The sequence below is a fragment of the Sphingobacterium sp. N143 genome (genome assembly GCF_030325625.1).
Lineage (GTDB): Bacteria > Bacteroidota > Bacteroidia > Sphingobacteriales > Sphingobacteriaceae > Sphingobacterium.
Window position 1 is genome coordinate 429,877 of sequence record NZ_JACAIS010000004.1, and the last position, 20,438, is coordinate 450,314.

General features: G+C 39.2%; 17 protein-coding genes. 4 read left to right on the forward strand and 13 right to left on the reverse strand.

Going from position 1 to position 20,438, the window contains the following annotated elements:
- Nucleotides 1–27: 27 nt before the first annotated feature.
- The 10 genes from HX021_RS10845 to HX021_RS10890 form a co-directional block, all read right to left on the reverse strand.
- Nucleotides 28–4,035, reverse strand: a complete 4,008-nt coding sequence (locus HX021_RS10845; RefSeq protein ID WP_353621032.1) for a hybrid sensor histidine kinase/response regulator transcription factor — start codon at nucleotides 4,033–4,035, stop codon at nucleotides 28–30.
- 95 nt (nucleotides 4,036–4,130) lie between these two features.
- On the reverse strand, nucleotides 4,131–5,030 hold the full coding sequence (gene atpG / locus HX021_RS10850) for an ATP synthase F1 subunit gamma (protein WP_286590325.1): 900 nt from the start codon (nucleotides 5,028–5,030) through the stop codon (nucleotides 4,131–4,133).
- A gap of 78 nt (nucleotides 5,031–5,108) precedes the next feature.
- Nucleotides 5,109–6,683, reverse strand: coding sequence for a F0F1 ATP synthase subunit alpha (gene atpA / locus HX021_RS10855; RefSeq protein ID WP_286590326.1), 1,575 nt, complete (start codon nucleotides 6,681–6,683; stop codon nucleotides 5,109–5,111).
- Between the two features lie 53 nt (nucleotides 6,684–6,736).
- A complete protein-coding gene (locus HX021_RS10860; protein WP_286590327.1) occupies nucleotides 6,737–7,279 on the reverse strand; it encodes a F0F1 ATP synthase subunit delta in 543 nt (180 codons plus the stop codon).
- Between the two features lie 29 nt (nucleotides 7,280–7,308).
- Complete coding sequence (locus HX021_RS10865; protein WP_286590328.1) at nucleotides 7,309–7,809, reverse strand: F0F1 ATP synthase subunit B; 501 nt, start codon at nucleotides 7,807–7,809, stop codon at nucleotides 7,309–7,311.
- Nucleotides 7,810–7,920: 111 nt separating this feature from the next.
- A complete protein-coding gene (atpE, locus tag HX021_RS10870) occupies nucleotides 7,921–8,109 on the reverse strand; it encodes an ATP synthase F0 subunit C (protein ID WP_028070619.1) in 189 nt (62 codons plus the stop codon).
- A 36-nt stretch (nucleotides 8,110–8,145) separates the two neighbouring features.
- A complete protein-coding gene (gene atpB / locus HX021_RS10875) occupies nucleotides 8,146–9,234 on the reverse strand; it encodes a F0F1 ATP synthase subunit A (RefSeq protein WP_286590330.1) in 1,089 nt (362 codons plus the stop codon).
- A gap of 94 nt (nucleotides 9,235–9,328) precedes the next feature.
- Complete coding sequence (locus HX021_RS10880; protein ID WP_286590331.1) at nucleotides 9,329–9,727, reverse strand: hypothetical protein; 399 nt, start codon at nucleotides 9,725–9,727, stop codon at nucleotides 9,329–9,331.
- Nucleotides 9,720–9,920, reverse strand: coding sequence for an AtpZ/AtpI family protein (locus HX021_RS10885; protein ID WP_286590332.1), 201 nt, complete (start codon nucleotides 9,918–9,920; stop codon nucleotides 9,720–9,722). The genes HX021_RS10880 and HX021_RS10885 overlap by 8 nt, the downstream gene beginning before the upstream one ends.
- A 76-nt stretch (nucleotides 9,921–9,996) precedes the next feature.
- On the reverse strand, nucleotides 9,997–12,222 hold the full coding sequence (locus HX021_RS10890) for a helix-turn-helix domain-containing protein (RefSeq protein ID WP_286590334.1): 2,226 nt from the start codon (nucleotides 12,220–12,222) through the stop codon (nucleotides 9,997–9,999).
- Nucleotides 12,223–12,419: 197 nt separating this feature from the next.
- On the opposite strand from HX021_RS10890, the gene HX021_RS10895 reads away from it, so the two are divergent.
- The 4 genes from HX021_RS10895 (at nucleotide 12,420) to HX021_RS10910 (ending at nucleotide 17,823) form a co-directional block, all read left to right on the forward strand.
- A complete protein-coding gene (locus tag HX021_RS10895) occupies nucleotides 12,420–12,917 on the forward strand; it encodes a cupin domain-containing protein (RefSeq protein ID WP_286590336.1) in 498 nt (165 codons plus the stop codon).
- Nucleotides 12,918–13,221: 304 nt separating this feature from the next.
- A complete protein-coding gene (locus HX021_RS10900; protein ID WP_286590337.1) occupies nucleotides 13,222–15,075 on the forward strand; it encodes a DNA topoisomerase IV subunit B in 1,854 nt (617 codons plus the stop codon).
- Nucleotides 15,076–15,118: 43 nt separating this feature from the next.
- Complete coding sequence (gene purU / locus HX021_RS10905) at nucleotides 15,119–15,961, forward strand: formyltetrahydrofolate deformylase (protein ID WP_286590339.1); 843 nt, start codon at nucleotides 15,119–15,121, stop codon at nucleotides 15,959–15,961.
- 83 nt (nucleotides 15,962–16,044) lie between these two features.
- Nucleotides 16,045–17,823, forward strand: coding sequence for a hypothetical protein (locus HX021_RS10910; RefSeq protein WP_286590340.1), 1,779 nt, complete (start codon nucleotides 16,045–16,047; stop codon nucleotides 17,821–17,823).
- A gap of 71 nt (nucleotides 17,824–17,894) precedes the next feature.
- On the opposite strand, the gene HX021_RS10915 is transcribed toward HX021_RS10910, so the two are convergent.
- From HX021_RS10915 to HX021_RS10925, 3 genes are all read right to left on the reverse strand, one after another.
- On the reverse strand, nucleotides 17,895–18,800 hold the full coding sequence (locus HX021_RS10915) for a class I SAM-dependent methyltransferase (protein ID WP_286590341.1): 906 nt from the start codon (nucleotides 18,798–18,800) through the stop codon (nucleotides 17,895–17,897).
- Nucleotides 18,801–18,908: 108 nt separating this feature from the next.
- Nucleotides 18,909–19,667 (reverse strand): ABC transporter ATP-binding protein, encoded by a 759-nt coding sequence (locus tag HX021_RS10920; protein ID WP_286590342.1) that lies wholly within the window; start codon nucleotides 19,665–19,667, stop codon nucleotides 18,909–18,911.
- Between the two features lie 9 nt (nucleotides 19,668–19,676).
- Complete coding sequence (locus HX021_RS10925) at nucleotides 19,677–20,411, reverse strand: MlaE family ABC transporter permease (RefSeq protein ID WP_286590343.1); 735 nt, start codon at nucleotides 20,409–20,411, stop codon at nucleotides 19,677–19,679.
- Nucleotides 20,412–20,438: the final 27 nt, after the last annotated feature.

The window sequence follows — 20,438 nt, forward strand, 5'->3', positions numbered from 1 at the left end:
CAAAAATTAAAAATAAAAAAAACTGATTTAAAGGTTTTTACGATAAAAAGAAGGCAGATTACCAAATGCAGATTTAAAATATTTACTAAACTGTTTGGGGTTGCTAAATCCAACCTCATAAGCAATTTCTGCAATAGATAATTTAGAATTTTGGACCAGATGCATTGCCCTTTTCAAACGGATATGCCGAATATATTCCATAGGTGAATAACCCGTAATGGCCAGAACTTTTTTATACAGCCCCACACGGGTTAAATGCATTCTTTTTGCTAAAAGTTCTACAGAGAGTGCCGAATCGCTTAGATCTCGTTCAATCTCCTGCACTAACGCATAAATAAATTGTTCGTCTGCTGATGCCACTTCAGGTTGCACCAAATCAACTTTAATTTGTTTTTGATACCGTTTTACCAAATTCTGTTGCTGGTTAAATATCTGGGTAAGTTTTGACTGTAATAACTTAATGTTAAATGGCTTCGTAATATAATCGGCTGCTCCAGCCTGCAATGCTTCCACTTCGATCTCCTGATTGGTAACGGCAGTTACAATCAATACAGGAATATGGGAGAACTTTGGATGACTTTTCAGATAACGACAAAAGTCAATGCCGCTTTCGCCAGGTAAATTTAGGTCAGCAATTACCAGATTTACAGCATATTTCCCAATCAATGCTTTCGCATCGGTTACCGTTGATGTGCCAAGGATCATATAGTCCGGCTTTAAACTTTTTTCCAGGTAATGGAGAAAATCCAAGTTATCTTCAATCAATAATATCCGTTGCTGCCCAGAAGCTTTATCTTTCGGTATATCTATTATCTTTTGATCTTCATGCAATGGTAGCCGAATATAGAACCTAGTCCATTTCGGGTCACTCGTCACCTCTATTTTCCCCTCCAGAAAATCAACATAATCTTTTACAATGGAAAGACCAATTCCAGTACCTTGGTTCAACTTTCCATTATGGACTTCATGTTGAAAATACCGTTCAAAGAGCCTTGCTTGCAACACCTCCGGAATAGGATTACCTGTATTTCCAACTTCGATACACAATAATCTATGTGGTAACCCCTCCTCGATCCGTACATCGATCGAAACAGTGCCTGACACCGGGCTGAATTTTATTGCATTAGATGTTAAATTGAAAATGATACTTTCCAATTTATTTTTATCAAACCAAACAAAAAAAGGCCTTGATGGCAGATGTATCGTCAAATTGACTTGATTATTTTGAGCAAAATCTACAAAACCATCAAGCTGCTCTTGGATAAAAATAATGATATCTCCATATTCCGCATTCAGTACCAGTTGCCTGTTTTCCAATTTCCGGAAATCAAGAAGCTGATTAACCAATTTTAAGAGGCGATCTGCATTCTTTTTGATCAAGCTCAGATCTGACTTCTTTCCTTCATCATCTTCCTGATCCAGCAGCTGCTGTGTTGGTGTCATAATTAAACTGATAGGTGTCCTGAATTCATGGCTTATATTCGTGAAGAAGCGTGTTTTTAAAGCATCTAATTCCTTTGCCTGCATGGCCTGTTCATTGGCAAGGATAAGCTGGTTACGTGTTTTGATCCGTAATTTAACCCAATAATAACAGCCCCACAGCCCCATCACAAGCAAAACCGCATATAGAATAAAAGCCCATGCTGACAACCAAAGTGGTGGCTGTATAGCAATAGTCAGCAATAACATCTTATCAGACCAACTTTTGGAATCTAAAGAATGTCTGATATACAGGTGATAAGACTTGGCATCCAGGTTCGTAAAACTAGCACGCATAGTCCCAGGCTCAAAGTCGAACCATTCATTACTAGACTCCTGAAGTTGATATTGATAAATGCGATCGTCTTGTTGCAAATAATCAAAAGTAGATAGCTCCAATGAAATTGCATTAAGGTGATAAGGTAATTCCAATACTTTTAAGCTGGCTAAGGCCTGATCATAAATAACCCGTCCTGAAAACAGTTCACCCACTGCAATACGCTTATTGAAAAGATAAATATTGGATAGAACAGGCAAAGGTTGATTTTTTGAGCCTAGAATCTTTTCGGGATCAATAAAATTAAACCCTTTCGGTCCTCCAAAAACAAGTCGTCCATCCAGCATCTTCAAGGCTGCATTCTCATTGAAGACGTTACTCTGCAATCCTAAATCTTTGGTAAAGTTTCGAATAATAAATTTATCGGCATGCGCAGATTGTGCAATTTCGGAAAGCCCTTTGTTGCTCGATCCCCAGATATTCCCTTTATTATCGACCAAAAGCGTCAACATAGCATCGTCAATCAGCCCATCTTGACGTGTAAGACACTTAATTTCCTTCCCCTCGATAATATGTACCCCCTCCTGTGTTGCAACCCATATACGACCCTTGCTATCCTCTTTGATATCATATATCAGATCATTCCTTAATCTCCCCCCTGTATTGTTGACATTTAAGTAAGTTATCTTACCCGCCCGACTAATTATAGCCAAGCCAGTTGCTGAGCCAATCCACAATTGTTTCTTTGAATCTTCAAACAAGACAGCTATATAAGTACCATTAATGGATTCACCTTGAGGATTAACAACCTTAGAAAAAACTTCTTTTTGCTTATCAAAACGGTATAAGCCACTCCCCAAGGTTCCGACCCATAGGCAATTGGAACTATCCTCAAAAATTTCCCATACACTATCGTCATTCAATTCATCCTTGCCATTCCCCTTATGGAATGTTTTGAATGCTTTCCCATCAAATCGACACATCCCACCCCGATATGTCCCTATCCATAGCTTGTCATCTTTATCTAAAAACAAAGAAACAATAACATTACTGCTGAGACTATGGGGATTGGAGGGCTCATGCAGATATTGCCGATAGGTATTATTCATGATATCATAATAGAGCAGTCCTCCACCATTGGTGCCAATCCAAAGGTTTCCTTTCCTGTCCTGAACAAATTTATTAACATCATCAAAAGGAAGTGATTTAGGTAGCCCAAGATAATTTCGAAACAATGGGAATAAAAGTAAATGTGGATGGTAATAACTAATGCCTCCCTTGTAAGTACCGACCCATATAATTCCAGATTTATCTTTATATAATGAAGTTATGCTATTGTAGGGCAGACTCCGGAGATCATACCGGTCATTGCCAATAATTTGTATTGTCTTTTCTGTTTTATGAAAAACATTAATTCCCCCATGGTCTGTACCCAACCAGATATGATTGTGGTCATCTTGAACAATATTACCCACAAATGGATTAGATAGTTCTGTCAGGAGATGAGTGATTTTCCATTGACTTCTATCAAGCCAATAAGCACCAATAGGGGTCTCCTTTGAAAAAACCCAAATATCACCATCTTGATCTTCAAACAAATTATACTTGATCTGTTTTTCTGATAGTGGCAACCTTAATTTAGAGACACTTTCCAAGGTCTTTAGGTTCAAAAGGCTTAATAAGCCATCCTCATAGATGATCCAGAGATCTGCATTTTTTCCAAAAACAAAATCACAAATTCGATGACCAGGTTCACTCAGCACCTCTTTATACTTTTTTCGAACAGCATCGAATACGACGAGCGTGCGATCACTGTACAATAGGGCAAAAGTATCTGCATCTAGCCCCCGAATCATATCAACTTCTTTAATCGGTAAATTCATATTGGCCAATATCGAATCCATATTCTGAACGATTCGCCCCGATTGCTGATCGTATACGTTCATCTTGGCACCTGTACGAATCCATACATTACCTAAGGGTCCTTCAAAAATCCCCGAAATAACGTTATTGCTAAGCCCTGTCCCTTGATGACTACTATAACGGAAATTGGTGAATTGAACACCATCGAAACGGCTCAAACCAGACTCTGTACCAAACCAGAGATAGTTATACCGGTCCCTCATGCTGCAGTTTATATGGTTATGAATCAAACCTTGATCAGTGGTTAATGTTTTGAATGCATAGGTATTCGTTTGACTGTATGCAAAATTGTATCCCCAGAAAATAAGGACAAAAAGGCAGATAAAGTGCATCCAAAAATAGTTCAGCCGTTGCATTGGTTATGATATCCTCAATGATACAAAAATTGAATAAAATAAAAAAGGCGATATTCTATGGAATATCGCCTTTTTTATTTTATTCAGCTAGTAAATTATCCGTTCGATAATGCAGCAGCTCCAGATACGATCTCGGTCAATTCAGTTGTAATTGCCGCTTGACGAGCCTGGTTGTACGATAATTTTAATGATTTCAACAAATCACCAGCATTTTCCGTCGCTTTATCCATTGCCGTCATACGAGCACCATGTTCAGATGCATTGGAGTCCAAAACGGCTTTGTACAATTGAATCTTAATAGCTTTAGGAATCAATTCTTCGATAATCTTCTCTTTAGAAGGCTCGATAATATAATCCACTTCAGCTTCTATTTTTGCTTTATGCGTATGTTGTGTGTTTTCCTCAGCAGGTAATAAAGGTAAAATCTGCTCCGCTGTTAACTCTTGAACAGCAGCATTTTTGAACTGGTTATAGACCACTTCAACACGATCAAAATTACCTTCCTTAAATTGTTCCATGATAAATTCCGTCACGACAGAAACAGATCCAAAATTTAAATCAGAAAACAAGTCTGAGTGGTTAGCTATCATATCAAAATTACGCTTCGAATAGAAATCGTAACCTTTTTTACCAATAGCGATGATACTCAAATTGCCCTTCGCATGCTGCTCGGCATATTTGTTAGCGATCAAGTTATTAGTCATCTTGATAACATTCGCGTTGAATGCTCCGGCCAAACCTCTATTAGAAGAAACAACAACGATCAATACCTTATTTGGCTCACGATCTACTGTAAAAGGAGAATTACTTCCCTCCACACTTGCAGAAACATCAGCCAAAATATCTCTTAGTTTATTCGCATATGGGCGCAATTGTAAGATAGCGTTAGTAGCGCGCTTCAATTTGGCAGCCGAAACCATTTTCATGGCTTTCGTAATCTGCTGTGTTGATGATACCGAGGTAATCCGGTTTCTTACTTCTTTTAAATTTGCCATATTTGTTTTAAGTATCAAGTACCTAGTATTGAGTATTGAGTCTAGTCAATGGACTCAATACCAAATACTCATTACTAATTAATATTTTGATGCTAAATCCTTAGCTACTGTTTCTAATACTGCAGTCAACTCATCAGAGAATTTACCAGCTTTGAACGCTGACAAAACTTCTGGATGGCGTTGTTCCAATTGTGTCAAGAACTCTTCTTCAAATTCTCTTACTTTATTTACAGGAACATTACGCAACAAACCTTTTGTTCCAGCATAGATGATTGCAACTTGCTTCTCTACAGAAACTGGAGAATATTGACCTTGTTTCAAGATCTCAACGTTACGAACACCTTTGTCCAAAACAGCTTTAGTAGCTGCATCTAGATCGGAACCGAATTTCGCGAAAGCTTCCAATTCACGGTACTGTGCTTGATCCAACTTTAATGTACCTGATACTTTTTTCATCGGTTTGATCTGCGCGTTACCGCCCACACGAGATACCGAAATACCTACGTTGATCGCCGGACGAATACCAGCATTAAATAAGTTAGACTCCAAGAAGATCTGACCATCTGTAATTGAGATTACGTTAGTAGGGATATACGCCGAAACGTCACCAGCTTGTGTTTCAATGATCGGAAGAGCTGTCAATGAGCCACCACCTTTAACCAAATGCTTGATAGACTCAGGAAGGTCATTCATGTTACGAGCGATATCATCAGAAGAGTTGATTTTCGCCGCACGCTCTAATAAACGGCTGTGTAAGTAGAATACGTCACCTGGGTATGCCTCACGGCCTGGAGGACGACGTAACAACAAAGAAACCTCACGGTAAGCCACAGCTTGTTTAGACAAATCATCATAAACGATCAATGCTGGACGACCTGTATCACGGAAAAACTCCCCGATCGCAGCACCCGCCATTGGCGCGTAGAACTGAAGTGGAGCAGGATCCGCCGCAGAAGCAGCGACAACAACTGTATAAGCCATTGCACCTCTTTCCTCCAATGTACGAACGATATTCGCTACTGTAGAATTCTTTTGACCTACAGCAACGTAAATACAGAATACAGGTTGACCTGCATCATAGAATTCTTTTTGATTTAAGATCGTATCGATACAAACCGCAGTTTTACCTGTTTGACGGTCACCGATGACCAACTCACGCTGGCCACGACCCACTGGAATCATCGCATCAATCGCTTTGATACCTGTTTGTAAGGGTTCAGTTACTGGTTGACGGTAGATAACCCCTGGCGCTTTACGCTCGATAGGCATTTCATACAATTCACCTTGGATAGGTCCTTTACCATCAATTGGTTGACCCAATGTATTTACTACACGTCCCAACAAACCTTCTCCAACTTTGATGGATGCAATACGGTTGGTACGCTTAATCGTATCTCCTTCTTTAATTTCGTCAGAAGGACCTAAAAGTACAACACCGACGTTGTCTTCTTCTAAGTTTAATACAATACCTTGTAATCCGTTATCAAATTCAACCAACTCACCGGACTGAACTTTAGTTAAGCCGTAAATACGAGCAATACCGTCACCTACAGCAAGTACGGTACCCACTTCCTCTAGTTCGGCTTCTGATTTAAAGCCCGACAATTGTTCTCTTAGAATTGCCGAAACTTCATCTGGTCTTACCTCTATCATTTTAATTATTATAAGGGGTTTTTTGATTTATTTTATTTTCCAAGATCAGCATATTAGCTACCCTGATTCAAATATCTTTCTAACTTATTCAACTTACCAGCAATACTTGCATCAATCTGACGATCGCCAACATTGACAACAAATCCACCGATCAAACTATGGTCAACCTTATTGACCAATATTACCTGAGCGTTGGTTTCTTTTGCAAGTACATCTTTCATTGCAGCCAAATTAGCTTCAGAAAGTGGTGCCGCAGATGTAACTGTAGCTTTAACAATACCTTTTACCTCATTGTACTCACGAACAAATTCCTGAGCAGTGGCATAAACTATAGTACCACGACCTTTATTGATCATGATCTTAAAGAATGCCAAGATATTCGGGTTAATTTTATCTTTAAATAAAGCATCCAATACGTTTTTCTTCTTGTCCAACGGGACAATAGGATTGGCTATAACCGCCTGCAACTCTGAGCTGGACTTTAAAACAGCAATGAACGAATCCATATCCGCCTTAATTGTTTCCAGTGAGCCTTGTTCGCTAGCCAAATCAATTAATGATTTTGCGTATCTCGATGCTACTTTAAATACTGACATAATTCTATTTCGTAATTTGAGTGACCGGATTAGTTCAATTTAACATCATTCAGCAAATCTGCTACTAAAGCTTCTTGCTTACCTTGGTCCTCAAATTCTTTTGTTAACACTTTACGGGCGATATCCAAAGACAAAGAAGAAACTTGAGACTTCACTTCGGCCAATGCTTTATTCTTTTGTTCGTCGATCTCCTCTTTCGCTTGAGCAATCATTTTAGCACCTTCATATTGTGCCTGTGTTCTTGCCTCAGCAACGATTTTCTCTTTTAGCTCTTTAGCTTCTTTAAGGATAACATCACGTTCCGCACGAGCCTCTTTTAGTAATTGTTCGTTCTCATTTGTCAAACGAGCCATTTCCAGTTTAGCTTTTTCAGCAGCTTCCAATGCATTCGCAATTCCTTTCTCACGATCATCTAAAGCATTTACGATAGGTTTCCAGGCAAACTTACCCAATAAAAAGATTACAACCAATAAGATGATTAGTTGCCAAAAGAACAAACCGTACGAGAACTGATTAATTAATGCTTCCATTTATATACAATTGTAAATTATAATTTTCTTGTGTTTGTATTTTTTTGTTTAAATACAGTTTGCAACCAACCGTTGCAAACTGTATTTAGTAAACTTTTTAATCAACTTGGATTATTTACCTAAGATTAAAGCACCGAATGCTAAACCTTCAACTAAGGCACCAATGATGATCATCGCAGTTTGAATTTTAGATGCTGCTTCTGGTTGACGAGCGATAGCTTCCATAGCTGAACCACCGATTTTACCTAAACCTAAACCCGCACCGATTACGATTAAACCTGCTCCAATTAAGTTGTACATAATAATTATTTTATAAAATTTAACAAAAAAATTCAATTAATGATGTGCATGTTCTTCCACCGCCATTCCGATAAATAAGGATGACAGCATGGTGAAGATAAAGGCCTGCAAGAATGCAACCAACAACTCCAGGAAAAACAGCACTAATGTTAACAACATAGACACACCGATACTACCCCCGACAGTCAATTGTTGTTGAAATAAATAAACGATTGCGATCAACCCCATCACAACAGAGTGACCCGCTGTAATATTCGCGAACAAACGCAACATCAAGGAAAAGGGTTTAGTAAACATCCCCAATACCTCGATAGGTGCTAAAATAAATTTAAATGGTACTGGAACACCTGGCATCCAAAAAATGTGCTTCCAATAATCTTTATTCGCCTTAAAATTGGTAATAAAGAATGTGAATAAAGCCAAACATAAAGTCACCGTGATATTTCCTGTTACGTTAAATCCTAGTGGGGTCAAACCCAATAAATTCAACACAAAAATCAAGAAAAACACAGATAACAGGTATGGCATAAACTCTTTGTACCGATGACCAATATTAGGAACAGCCATCTCGTCACGTACATATAACACCAATGGTTCCAAAACACGACCTACACCTTTAGGCAGATTATTGACACCTTTTTTATAGGTCTTTGCTAAGCTCATAAAACCCCAGAACAATAAGAATGCTGCTAATAATAAACCTACAACATTCTTGGTGATAGAAAAGTCTAAAGGTTTTGCATTTGTTGGGTGATGCTCTTCATCGTAATTTATCGTACCAGCAGCATCTGTTTTATAGATTTTTCCGTGATAAAGCACATAATATTGACCATTCTTTTCTACAACAGAGTCTCCATGGTGAAACTCTCCGGAAGAAAAAACAACCAATCCATTATCAATAAGAATTACTGGCAATGGAAAACCATAATGCTTTCCTGCTTTTTTATCGGTAAACAAAGAAAAATAATGATCATCCTGTAAGTGATGTTGACTATACTCTTTGATTTCCTCAGCTTGGGTTTTAGGCGCATCCCCATGCGCTTCCTCAGCTGCTTTTAAGGTAAAAGGATTGACAGCAAGAAAAATTACTGCAAATAATAAAAGTGCTCTCTTAAGATTCACCATTTCAGATTACTATTGAATAATAAAAAATTTTGCGCAAAAATACAATTTTATTTGGCATATCTCACCATTTGTTCAAACTTTTTCCAAAAATAGTTTAAACCTTTTTATCTACTTGATTTAAAGCATTAAATGCGAGATATACGTCGACAAACAACGATATAAAAAAGACAGCCAAAAAGTTATATTCTATAAAGTCATTTTCAAAGGTATTTAAACCATCTTTAACATAAATATATCCCGCAACAGCCTTCACCAATATCAGTCCCAAAAATATAACACCTAGTTTTTCCGGCATCGACCAATTTGCAAAAAATACCAGTATGGCCACACACAAAGAAGACGCCAGACCAAAACCATACATTCCAACTAGGCTGTAGGTAGTTTTGGACCAGTTTGTTTCCGTACCCATACCCGTTAGCACTAAATAATGTGCGGTATAACTCGCCACAAAAACAACCAGCAGTATAAGTATACTTCTCAGATAATTATTCATTCTTATTAATTTGATTTGCCTGCTTAATGAATTGATACAGGGACACGATCACACCCAACATAGTCATCCCCTTCATCCCCCATTCATCAGTAAGGGCATATTTACTGTCCAACCAGCTACCTACCCAATAAAATAAATATATTGTTACGCCCATTTGAATCGGCATGGATGTGAACACAATCCATTTGTTCATTTTTTTATTGGTTTTCTCCTCTTTCAATTAGCTTATAATAAAAGGTTGACAAATATACATCATTAATCCTTACTCCCTATAGTCCCAAAACTTTTTGTCCAATTTTAATATCTGGATAATCAATATCCGCTCCCAAAAGCATTTTAAGTTCAGAAGAAGATTTATCTGGATTCGCACGGATTACTTCAACAATACGATCAAGTTTAACCTGTTCTATCAATTCTGTCGCTTCCACTTCAGTTCCTACAAAGTTAATTAAATGTCCGTAGATTGTTCCCGCAACCATCCCGCGCTTACCTGCTATTTCTGCAATACTCATCCCCTCCTTAAACAGCTCTAAAGAAATTTCCTTTGTATCCAGTTTCTTGGCCCCTTCGTCATCCGTATTTTGTGCCGCTAATTCATCCTTTTCTTTTGTTCTAACCTGCGTAGCCACATCGAGCATAGCCGCTTGAAAATCTTCTCTTTTGGATAATGTTTCAGCAATAATCAGACAATGTTGCAACTGCTCACGCTTACGTTTATAATCTAATAATATTGCTTTCAGCTCATCAATATATTTCTTGGTCCTTTTTCGAATCTGGTACTCTTCGATGTGCTTTGTCAATGCTTCGATGAGATTCTTATCCATTCGAGGCAAAAACCAATTCACCGCAGCAGTTGACCGTTCACAGATCAAATCATAATTTATTGCATCTTTGTCCCGAAGAAGATCATAAAGGACAACAATAAATTTATGCGCCACTTTTTCTTGTGTCTGAAGCTGCTTAACGACTTCTTGAAAAAATTGAATCGCATTTTCCTTGCCATCTATATTGCGATCATCCATGGATTTAAGCAGCTCTGAAGTCTCCGCCAGCAACCCATCCCATCGGAAACCATTCATCAATATCTGACCTAAATAGTTCCGCTGGCATTGCTCCAAAATTTCATTGATATTAGATTGTGATGCTGCACGCTGCGCAAACTCGACAACTTGATAATCTGTACGGATAGCATAGGCTGGAATAATGGATTTAAGCACAAGTCCATCTAAACTTGTCAATCGGCTTAAGGCTACATATACCTGACCTGCAGCAAAAGATGTTCCTGCATCAATGATCGCTTTTTGAAAGGTCAGCCCCTGGCTTTTATGAATAGTGATCGCCCAGGCCAAACGTAACGGAAACTGGGAAAATGTTCCCAAGATTTCCTCTTTAATCTGATCCTGCCCCTTGTCATAATTATAACGGATATTTTCCCAGGTTTCCCTTTTGACGGTCACCTGCTCCGAACCATCAGGAAACACAACCGATACCGTACCATGAATAGTATCAATATCCTTGACAGTGCCGATCTTACCATTATAATATTTTCGTTCATCTCCAGAGTCGTTCCGGATAAACATGACCTGTGCACCTATTTTTAAAGATAATGTTTCTTCTGCAGGATAAGATCCTTGTGCAAAGTCATCCTTTACCACGGCTTTCAGATTTAACATCTTTCCGGGCAACGAGGCAAGTTTTGCACTGTTGATCTCATCCGCATTCCGATTATGGGATGTCAATGTAATATATTGCTCCTCCTCTTTCGGAACGAAATCCTGCTGGTAGTAGCCATTTAAGGTCGTCAGCATCTCATTGGTACATTGGTTATTCCGGATGGCATTCAGAATTGAAATAAAGCCTTCATCTTGTTGACGATAGATTTTATTGAGTTCCAGCATCACCAAAGGGCTATCCCTTAAAATTTTCGCATTAAAGAAAAATACGGAAGAATAATGATCACGAAGGATGTTCCATTCCGCATCCTTGACCACTGGCGGTAATTGATACAAATCGCCAATAAATAACACCTGCAATCCTCCAAAAGGACGCATATCCCGGCGAACAGACTGTAATATCACATTAATTGCGTCTAAAGTATCTGCCCGTACCATGGATACCTCATCAATAATCAGCAATTCAAGCTCCTGTAAAATTGCACGGCGTTGCTTGGTCAGCTTAATCGTACTGAATAATCGTGATTTGTTGTAAATATGACTATCCTGTTCATCCCAACGCAATTCATAATCTTCCACAAAAGTCCCAAAAGGCAGCCAGAACAACGAATGTAAGGTAGTTCCACCAGCATTCATGGCCGCCACCCCAGTAGGTGCGGTAATGGCCATCTTTTTATAGCTATGCTCGCGAATATACTTCAAGAAAGTCGTTTTTCCTGTTCCTGCCTTCCCTGTAATAAATACATTCTGATTGGTTTGATTAACAAACGCAACAGCCTGCATAAAGGCCGTATTTTCCCGGTCTACTTGAAAATTTGACATATCTTGAAATTAGATTGATCACAAAACTAATGATTTCCTTCTTAACTTCCACTGCCCCTCTGGATATGGCCACCCGGCAAAACACCGCTTAGGAGAGGGAAATACACAAAGCTAAAACGGTTAACTAAATTTATTAACGGATTTTTTTTATATTTAGCTGCTGAATTAACGATTAACAAATTTTTAGAATTTTTAACATGGCTATAGATAAAATCGCATTGTTTGAAAAAGTACAAGAGATGCTGACTTCCAAGGGTTTTCGTATTGAAAAATCAGATGCAGCTCGTCCTTGGGGAGGATTCTTTGTTATTGACGAATCTCAAGCGCAAGAATTCGCTAACGAATATTTCGGTGGAATGGATGTTCAGGAATTAAAAATTTCCGGAAAATTAAGTCCAAAAATTCTGATTGTTGCACCTGACAAAAGACTTTCTTGGCAATACCACCACCGTCGTGCCGAAATCTGGCGGGTTATTCAAGGAAATGTCGGTGTGATGGTATCCGATACAGATGAAGAATCTGTCGTATCAACATTAAGGGAAGGTGAAACCATTCGACTACGACAAGGTCAACGTCATCGCCTGATCGGATTGGATGGATTTGGCATCTTGGCCGAAATATGGCAGCATACCGATGCCAGCAACCCTTCGGATGAGGATGACATCGTCCGTGTTCAAGATGATTTTGGAAGATAATATTGCTTCCACCCCCTACTGAACAGAGATAGTCCAATTATTGGCTTATCTCTGTTTTTTCTTATAGCCTATTCCAAAGCTTAGATTCAAACTCAATATTCCTCAACATATATGGCAATTCGGTTCATAACCAGGTCGTCCTTATCATGACAACCCTTAGCAGCAACACTGATCTACCCGCACTCTTCCACAAACGGACAATTCTCAAAAAAACAGCAAACGATCAATATCTAAAAAATTTAGTCTTATACTACATATCGTAGTTTATTTTTTTTACTTTTGTTAGCTAAGTTCACATAAATTTATGAGTACATATAACGAAGACAGTATTAGGTCCCTGGATTGGAAAGAGCATATCCGCCTTCGTCCAGGCATGTACATTGGAAAGTTGGGGGACGGTTCGGCCTATGATGATGGTATCTATGTTTTATTGAAAGAGGTCGTCGATAATTCGATTGATGAGTTTGTGATGGGTGCCGGCAAAACCATTGATATTACGGTAAACGAAAATAAAGTTTCCGTACGTGATTATGGCCGGGGAATTCCCATTGGTTCTGTCGTGGATGTCGTTTCTAAAATCAATACCGGGGGTAAATATGACAGCAAGGCTTTTCAAAAGTCCGTAGGTCTAAATGGGGTAGGTACTAAAGCCGTGAATGCCTTATCCAGTCAGTTCACCGTACAATCATACCGGCAAAATATCACACGTATTGCTCAATTTTCCCAAGGCGAATTGGTTAATGATGAACAAAAAGATACCACGCAACGCAACGGTACAGCCGTAACGTTTTATCCGGACGATTCCATTTTCCGGAATTATAAATATCGACTAGAGTTTGTTGAAAATATGATCTGGAATTATGTATTTCTGAATTCCGGTCTAACCATCAACTTTAATAATCAAAAATTTGTCTCCGAGCACGGTCTTAAAGACTTATTGGAAAGAAATATTGACGCTGAATCCATGCGTTATCCAATTATTCACCTCCGCGGGGAAGATATTGAAATAGCGATGACCCATGGTCAACAATATGGAGAAGAATATTACTCTTTTGTCAATGGACAGCATACAACACAAGGAGGAACACATCAGGCCGCCTTTCGCGAGGCAATTGTAAAAACGGTACGCGAATTCTATAGAAAAGAATTCGACGCTTCGGATATCCGATCATCTATTATTGGAGCAATCGCTATCAAAGTTCAAGAACCTGTCTTTGAGTCGCAAACAAAAACAAAACTTGGTTCTCAAAGCGTTGGCCCGGAAGGCCCGACAGTCAGGACTTTCATCAATGATTTTGTCAAAAAAGCATTGGATGATTATCTTCATAAGAACCCAGGTACCGCAGACGCGCTCCAAAAGCGTATCCTTCAATCCGAACGTGAACGTAAAGATATCGCTGGCATCAAAAAACTTGCCAATGAAAGAGCAAAAAAAGCCTCTTTACACAACCGTAAATTACGTGACTGCAAGGTTCATTTCAGTGATAAAAATGAACGCAATCAGGAGACTACACTATTCATCACGGAGGGAGACTCCGCATCAGGATCAATTACCAAATCACGGGATGTGCAGACCCAGGCTGTTTTCAGCCTCAAAGGAAAACCCCTAAACTCTTATGGCATGTCCAAAAAAATCGTTTATGAAAACGAAGAGTTTAACCTCCTGCAACATGCACTGAATATCGAAGACGGCTTAGATGGACTCCGTTACAATAATATTGTTATTGCTACAGATGCCGATGTCGATGGAATGCATATCCGTCTCTTGCTATTGACATTTTTCTTGCAGTTTTTTCCGGACCTGGTCAAAGCAGGTCACGTATCAATCCTTCAGACACCATTATTCAGGGTCCGAAATAAAAAAGAAACGATCTACTGTTATTCAGACGAAGAAAGACAAAGAGCAATTGCCAAACTGGGTGCTAAACCTGAGATCACACGATTCAAAGGTTTGGGCGAGATATCACCTTCTGAATTTGGTTTATTTATCGGAAAAGACATCCGTCTTGATCCTGTTATCCTGTCAAAAGACAATAAGATCCAACAGTTACTAGAATACTATATGGGTAAAAACACGCCGGACAGACAAAAACACATTGTTGAAAATCTCCGCGTAGAAGTTGACCTTGAAGAAGAGCTAACAAAAAAAGCGGGTTAATCTTAACCCGCTTTTTTACCAACCAACCTACAACCAATATTTCATGTACAACCAAACCTTAATCCTGATCCAATGCCAAGATGCCGTTGGCCTGGTCGCCAATATTTCAAATACGTTAGCAAAATATCAGCTCAATATTGTTACCATGCGCGAGTATGTGGATGAAGAATTCAATAAATTCTTCGTCCGTGTGGTCTGTCATGGCCTGGTTGCCGATCCTGCTCAGCTCACCAGCTCCTTAATGGAAGTACTTCCACCTGCAGCTCAAATACAGATCAATCCCAGCAACCGTAAGAAAATCATTGTCCTTGTCACCAAAGAACACCATTGTCTCGCCGATATCCTTGTACGACAGCATTTCGAAACATGGGGCGCCGAAGTTCAAGCTGTTATTGGCAATTATGAAACCCTCCGCTCCTTTACTGAAAAATTTGAAATTCCATTCCATTGTATTTCGCATGAAAATCTAACTAAGGAAACTTTTGAAGAGCAATTGATGCTGCAGATCAACCAATATCAGTTTGATTATATTATTCTTGCCAAATTTATGCGAATTCTATCTCCCGAATTTGTCAGCATCTTTGAAAATAAACTGGTCAACATCCATCATTCCTTTCTTCCTGCATTTATTGGTGCCAATCCCTACAAACAAGCCCATGCAAGGGGCGTCAAAATCATTGGGGCCACAGCTCATTTTGTCACTGACCAGCTCGATGAAGGCCCCATCATTGTACAAGATATACGTCATGTCAACCATAACTATACCGTGAAAGATATGGTAACAGCTGGGAAGGAAATAGAAAAGGCTGTTTTAAGCAGAGCAATCCGCTTACTCAGTGAAGATCGTGTCATGCGCAATGACTATAAAACCATTGTATTCGAATAGTGATTACAATCATCCCCCAATGCAACAATCATTACTTTTTTGTAACATTATTCTCGATTATTTCGTAAAAGAAATATTTAAGAATGACGCATACTTTTCATATCCCTGTATTAGGGCTAGCTTTCTCCATAGACTCGGCAATCAAAGTTGCCCGGTATGGTATTTCGTCCGTAATATCTATCGTTGACGATGAACTTATAGAGCGAATGCGCAGCTATTACTGCGGACAATACCAGATTCCCTATCGGCCCATACAAAAAACGGAAGAAGATTACCGGGCAAAGAGGATCAAAACTTATCTCAACCTGGTTCAGCATTTGGTGAATAAACAGCTAGAAGAGCTGAAACATCAACAATTTACGGCAGATTCCGAATTGACAAAGTATTTCCAGCTCTTACCAGATGCTCATCCTTCAAAGCCAATCTATCATGCCATGGAAATTGAAACAAATCTTGCGATTAAGACCGAGCTTCAGGATCTTTTGATCAACTACCTTAAACCAGGAGAAATTGATGTCAATATCATGTCCAAAGTCGATAAGATGAATTATAAGAATGGCATCGATCTGGGACAAAGATACTCAGATGCCTTAGCAGCCTTACGGGGGTTTGCAAACTCATCACTACATTCTTCCGTTGTTCTTTCTGCAGGAATGAATCCAAACCTATATGCCTATCTCGCTGAATTACCAACTTTCTTCCCACATAATGACAGCACATTCGACAAAAAAGTTGTGTTGAAAGTAAGTGATTTCCGGTCAGCTCTCATTCAGGCAAAATACCTGACAAAACGTGGTGTATGGATATCCGAATTCAGGGTAGAATCTGGGTTGAATTGCGGTGGTCATGCTTTCGCAACGGACGGTTTTCTATTGGGGCCAATCCTGGAAGAATTCAAGGAGAAAAAAGAAAATTTAAAAACTGAACTGTTTACAATTTATAAAGAATACTGGTCCCAAAAAGGAATACAGCTGGCACATCCACCCCTGATTAAATATACCGTCCAAGGTGGTGTCGGCACCTCGACCGAACATCAGTTTCTACTGAATTACTATCATTTTGATGCTGTTGGATGGGGGTCTCCCTTTTTAATGGTCCCTGAAGCCACTACTGTTGATCAAGAAACATTAAAAGCACTCGAACACGCAGAAAAAGAAGACTTCTATTGTAGTGGAGCGTCTCCTTTAGGAGTTCCATTCAACAATTTCAGACCTAGTACTGCCGAACGCCTACGTTTAGAACGTATCAAAAAAGGTAGGCCGGGAAGTCCCTGCAAAAAAGAATTTCTTGTTTCAAATACCGAATTCAGTGACAGGCCAATCTGTACCGCATCCCGGCAGTACCAACATCAAAAAATTCAGGAATTAAAAAGACAGAACCTGTCACCAAGAGAATACAATAGCGCTTTTGAAGCCATTACGGAAAAAACCTGTCTATGTGAAGGCTTGGCAGCTCCAGCTTATCTCAAATATAACATCAAAAAGAACAAGGAACAGACTGCTGTATCCATCTGTCCAGGACCTAATCTGGTGTGGTTCAAAAAACAATATTCATTGAAGGAAATGATCGATCATATCTACGGTCGCATCTCCCTTCTCGACAATACCAATAGGCCTTTTATGCTCATCAACGAGCTTAATCTCTATATCGATCATCTCCAAAAATATGTGATAGATCATCAAAATAGTATTAACGATAAGAAAATAAAATACATTTCCAAATTCAAAGCGCAGCTAGAGACAGGCATCATGTACTATGATAAACTGCTGCTGCACTTATCTACCATGCCCAAAAATATCATAAACACAATACCCCTTCAGCTCCAACAAGCATCAATTCGGTTAAATGATATACATTTTTAGCAACTGAACAAAAAAAACGCGGGACGTTATATCACCGTCCCGCGTTACTAAGCCATTACTTTCCGTAAGATTTACTTCGCTATTTTACGGAATTTCCCAAAAACCCCCAAGGGCAATTTAGGACCAGCAGTTGCTTGCAGAAAAAGCTCCCCAATCTCAAGATTTTCCACTTTTGGAAAAGCTGTTTTTATCAGATTTTCCACAATCACAGAGGAGAAACCTAAAGAATAGGTATTCAAGATCAAGAAATGCTCTTTGGGATCCAACAATTGGACCACGTCAGTCATCATCTCCATAATATGATCTTCTAACTTCCATTTTTCTCCTTTTGGTCCATGTCCGTACGCTGGCGGATCTAATATGATCCCATTATATGTATTTCCTCTTTTCAGCTCACGCTTTACAAATTTCAGTGCATCTTCAACCACCCAACGAATATTGTCCAGATTAGAAATCTCCATATTCTCATTTGCCCAGGTCACGACCTGCTTAATGGAGTCAACATGTGTGGTATCTGCGCCCGCAGCCTTCGCAATCAATGATGCTCCACCCGTATAGGCAAATAGATTTAAGACCTTCGGCTTATCAGTTTGGAAAGAACGAACAGATTCCGAAATATAGTCCCAATTGACTGCTTGCTCAGGAAATATCCCAACATGCTTAAACGAAGTCAATCCTAACCTAAACTTGATAGCTACATCGTCATTTTTATATTGAACATGCCAACGGTCCTGGATCTTTGGGTTCTTCTTCAACCACTCTCCCGAAGTTGCCGAACGCCCCTTGAACTTGATATGATAACGTTTGTTCCATTCTGCATCCCCCAAAGCCTTGGGCCATACGGCCTGTGGTTCTGGTCTTATTAAAATCAAATCGCCAAAACGTTCCAATTTCTCAAAATCACCACAATCAATAAGTTCATAGTCCTTCCAATGTTGTGGAGTCAATAGTTGTATATTTGTTGCTGCCAAAATCAAAATTTTCCGACAAAACTAAACTAAATTTCAATATAAATGAAATCCGGCCTTTCTTTAGGCAATTCAGGCACACAGATTAAGAATATAAAAACTGGACATTTTCACTCCTTATTGGCCCATAGATGCTTTAGCACTTTTCATTAAAGGACTTGCAAACACAAAATTATTCAACTCTTCCACATCTGACTTCATCATATCTTTATTGGACCCTTCCCAGAATTTCTGTCCTTTATGCAGAAACAAAATATACTCTCCAATTCCCATCACAGAATTCATATCATGTGTAACAACCACAGTCGTGCATTTTAATTCTTGCGTAATTTTAAGCACCAGTTCATCAATAACGATAGATGTCTCTGGATCCAAGCCTGAATTGGGTTCATCACAGAAAAGATATTTGGGATTCATACTGATGGCGCGGGCGATTCCTACACGTTTTTTCATCCCCCCAGAAAGTTCTGCAGGAAACAATTTATTCCGTCCTTCTAGATTCACCTGCTCCAAACAATGATTTGCCCGGTCCAATTTTTCAGATTTGGACATTTCCGTAAACATGTCCAAGGAAAACATGATATTTTGTTCCACGGTCATCGAATCGAACAATGCTGAATTCTGAAAAAGCATTCCGATTTCTTTACGAATAGGCACTCGCTCCTCAAAGTTCATCCGTGTAAAATCTTGTTTATCGAACAATACTTTTCCTTTTTCAGGATGATGTAATCCTACAATGCATTTTAACAAGGTACTTTTTCCAGATCCAGACCCACCAATAATCAAGCTTACTTTTCCAGGTTCAAAGTTTGCACTAATCCCCTTTAACACATGGTTGTCACCAAATGATTTATTTATATTTTCAATCTGAATCATAGAATCTCTTTATAACATTAATGCCGTAATGACATAATCCGCGACCAAAATGGTGATACATCCCACCACAACAGCCTCAGTACTCGCTTGCCCAACTTCCAGCGCTCCTCCTTTGACATTATAGCCTTTATAAGCTGAAATGGAGGTGATAATAAACCCGAAAACAATGGCCTTAACAATAGCAACTGTCACCGTAAATCCATTAAAACTGTCTTGAATTCCCAATATATAATCCGAAGGAGTAACTGCCCCTGAAAGCGAACCGCCCAAAAGGCCTCCTACCAGCGCACAGACAATCGCAATAATGACCAACATCGGGATCATTGTAACACCCGCCAGTACTTTAGGTAATATCAGATAGCCTGGAGCATTGATTCCCATAATCTCCAAAGCATCTATCTGCTCTGTCACACGCATAGAGCCAATCTGGGAAGATATTGATGAACCAATTTTACCCATCAGCACCAGCCCTGAAATAGTTGGTCCCAGCTCCAGAATATTTGAGTCCCTGTTGATCGAACCAATGATCGAATTGGGAATCAGGTCGGAGACCATCTGAAAAGCAATTTGCATGGTCATGACCGCTCCAATGAAGGTAGAAATAATCACGATAAGTCCTAACGACCCTATACCAATGTCGGTCATTGCCAGCACGGTTTCTTTCCAATAGATCCGGCCTTTTTCCGGTCTTTTAAAGACTGATTTTAACAGAATGAGATATGCGCCAATGTGATGAAAGATCATATTATTTAATTAAATTCAGTTCTCGTC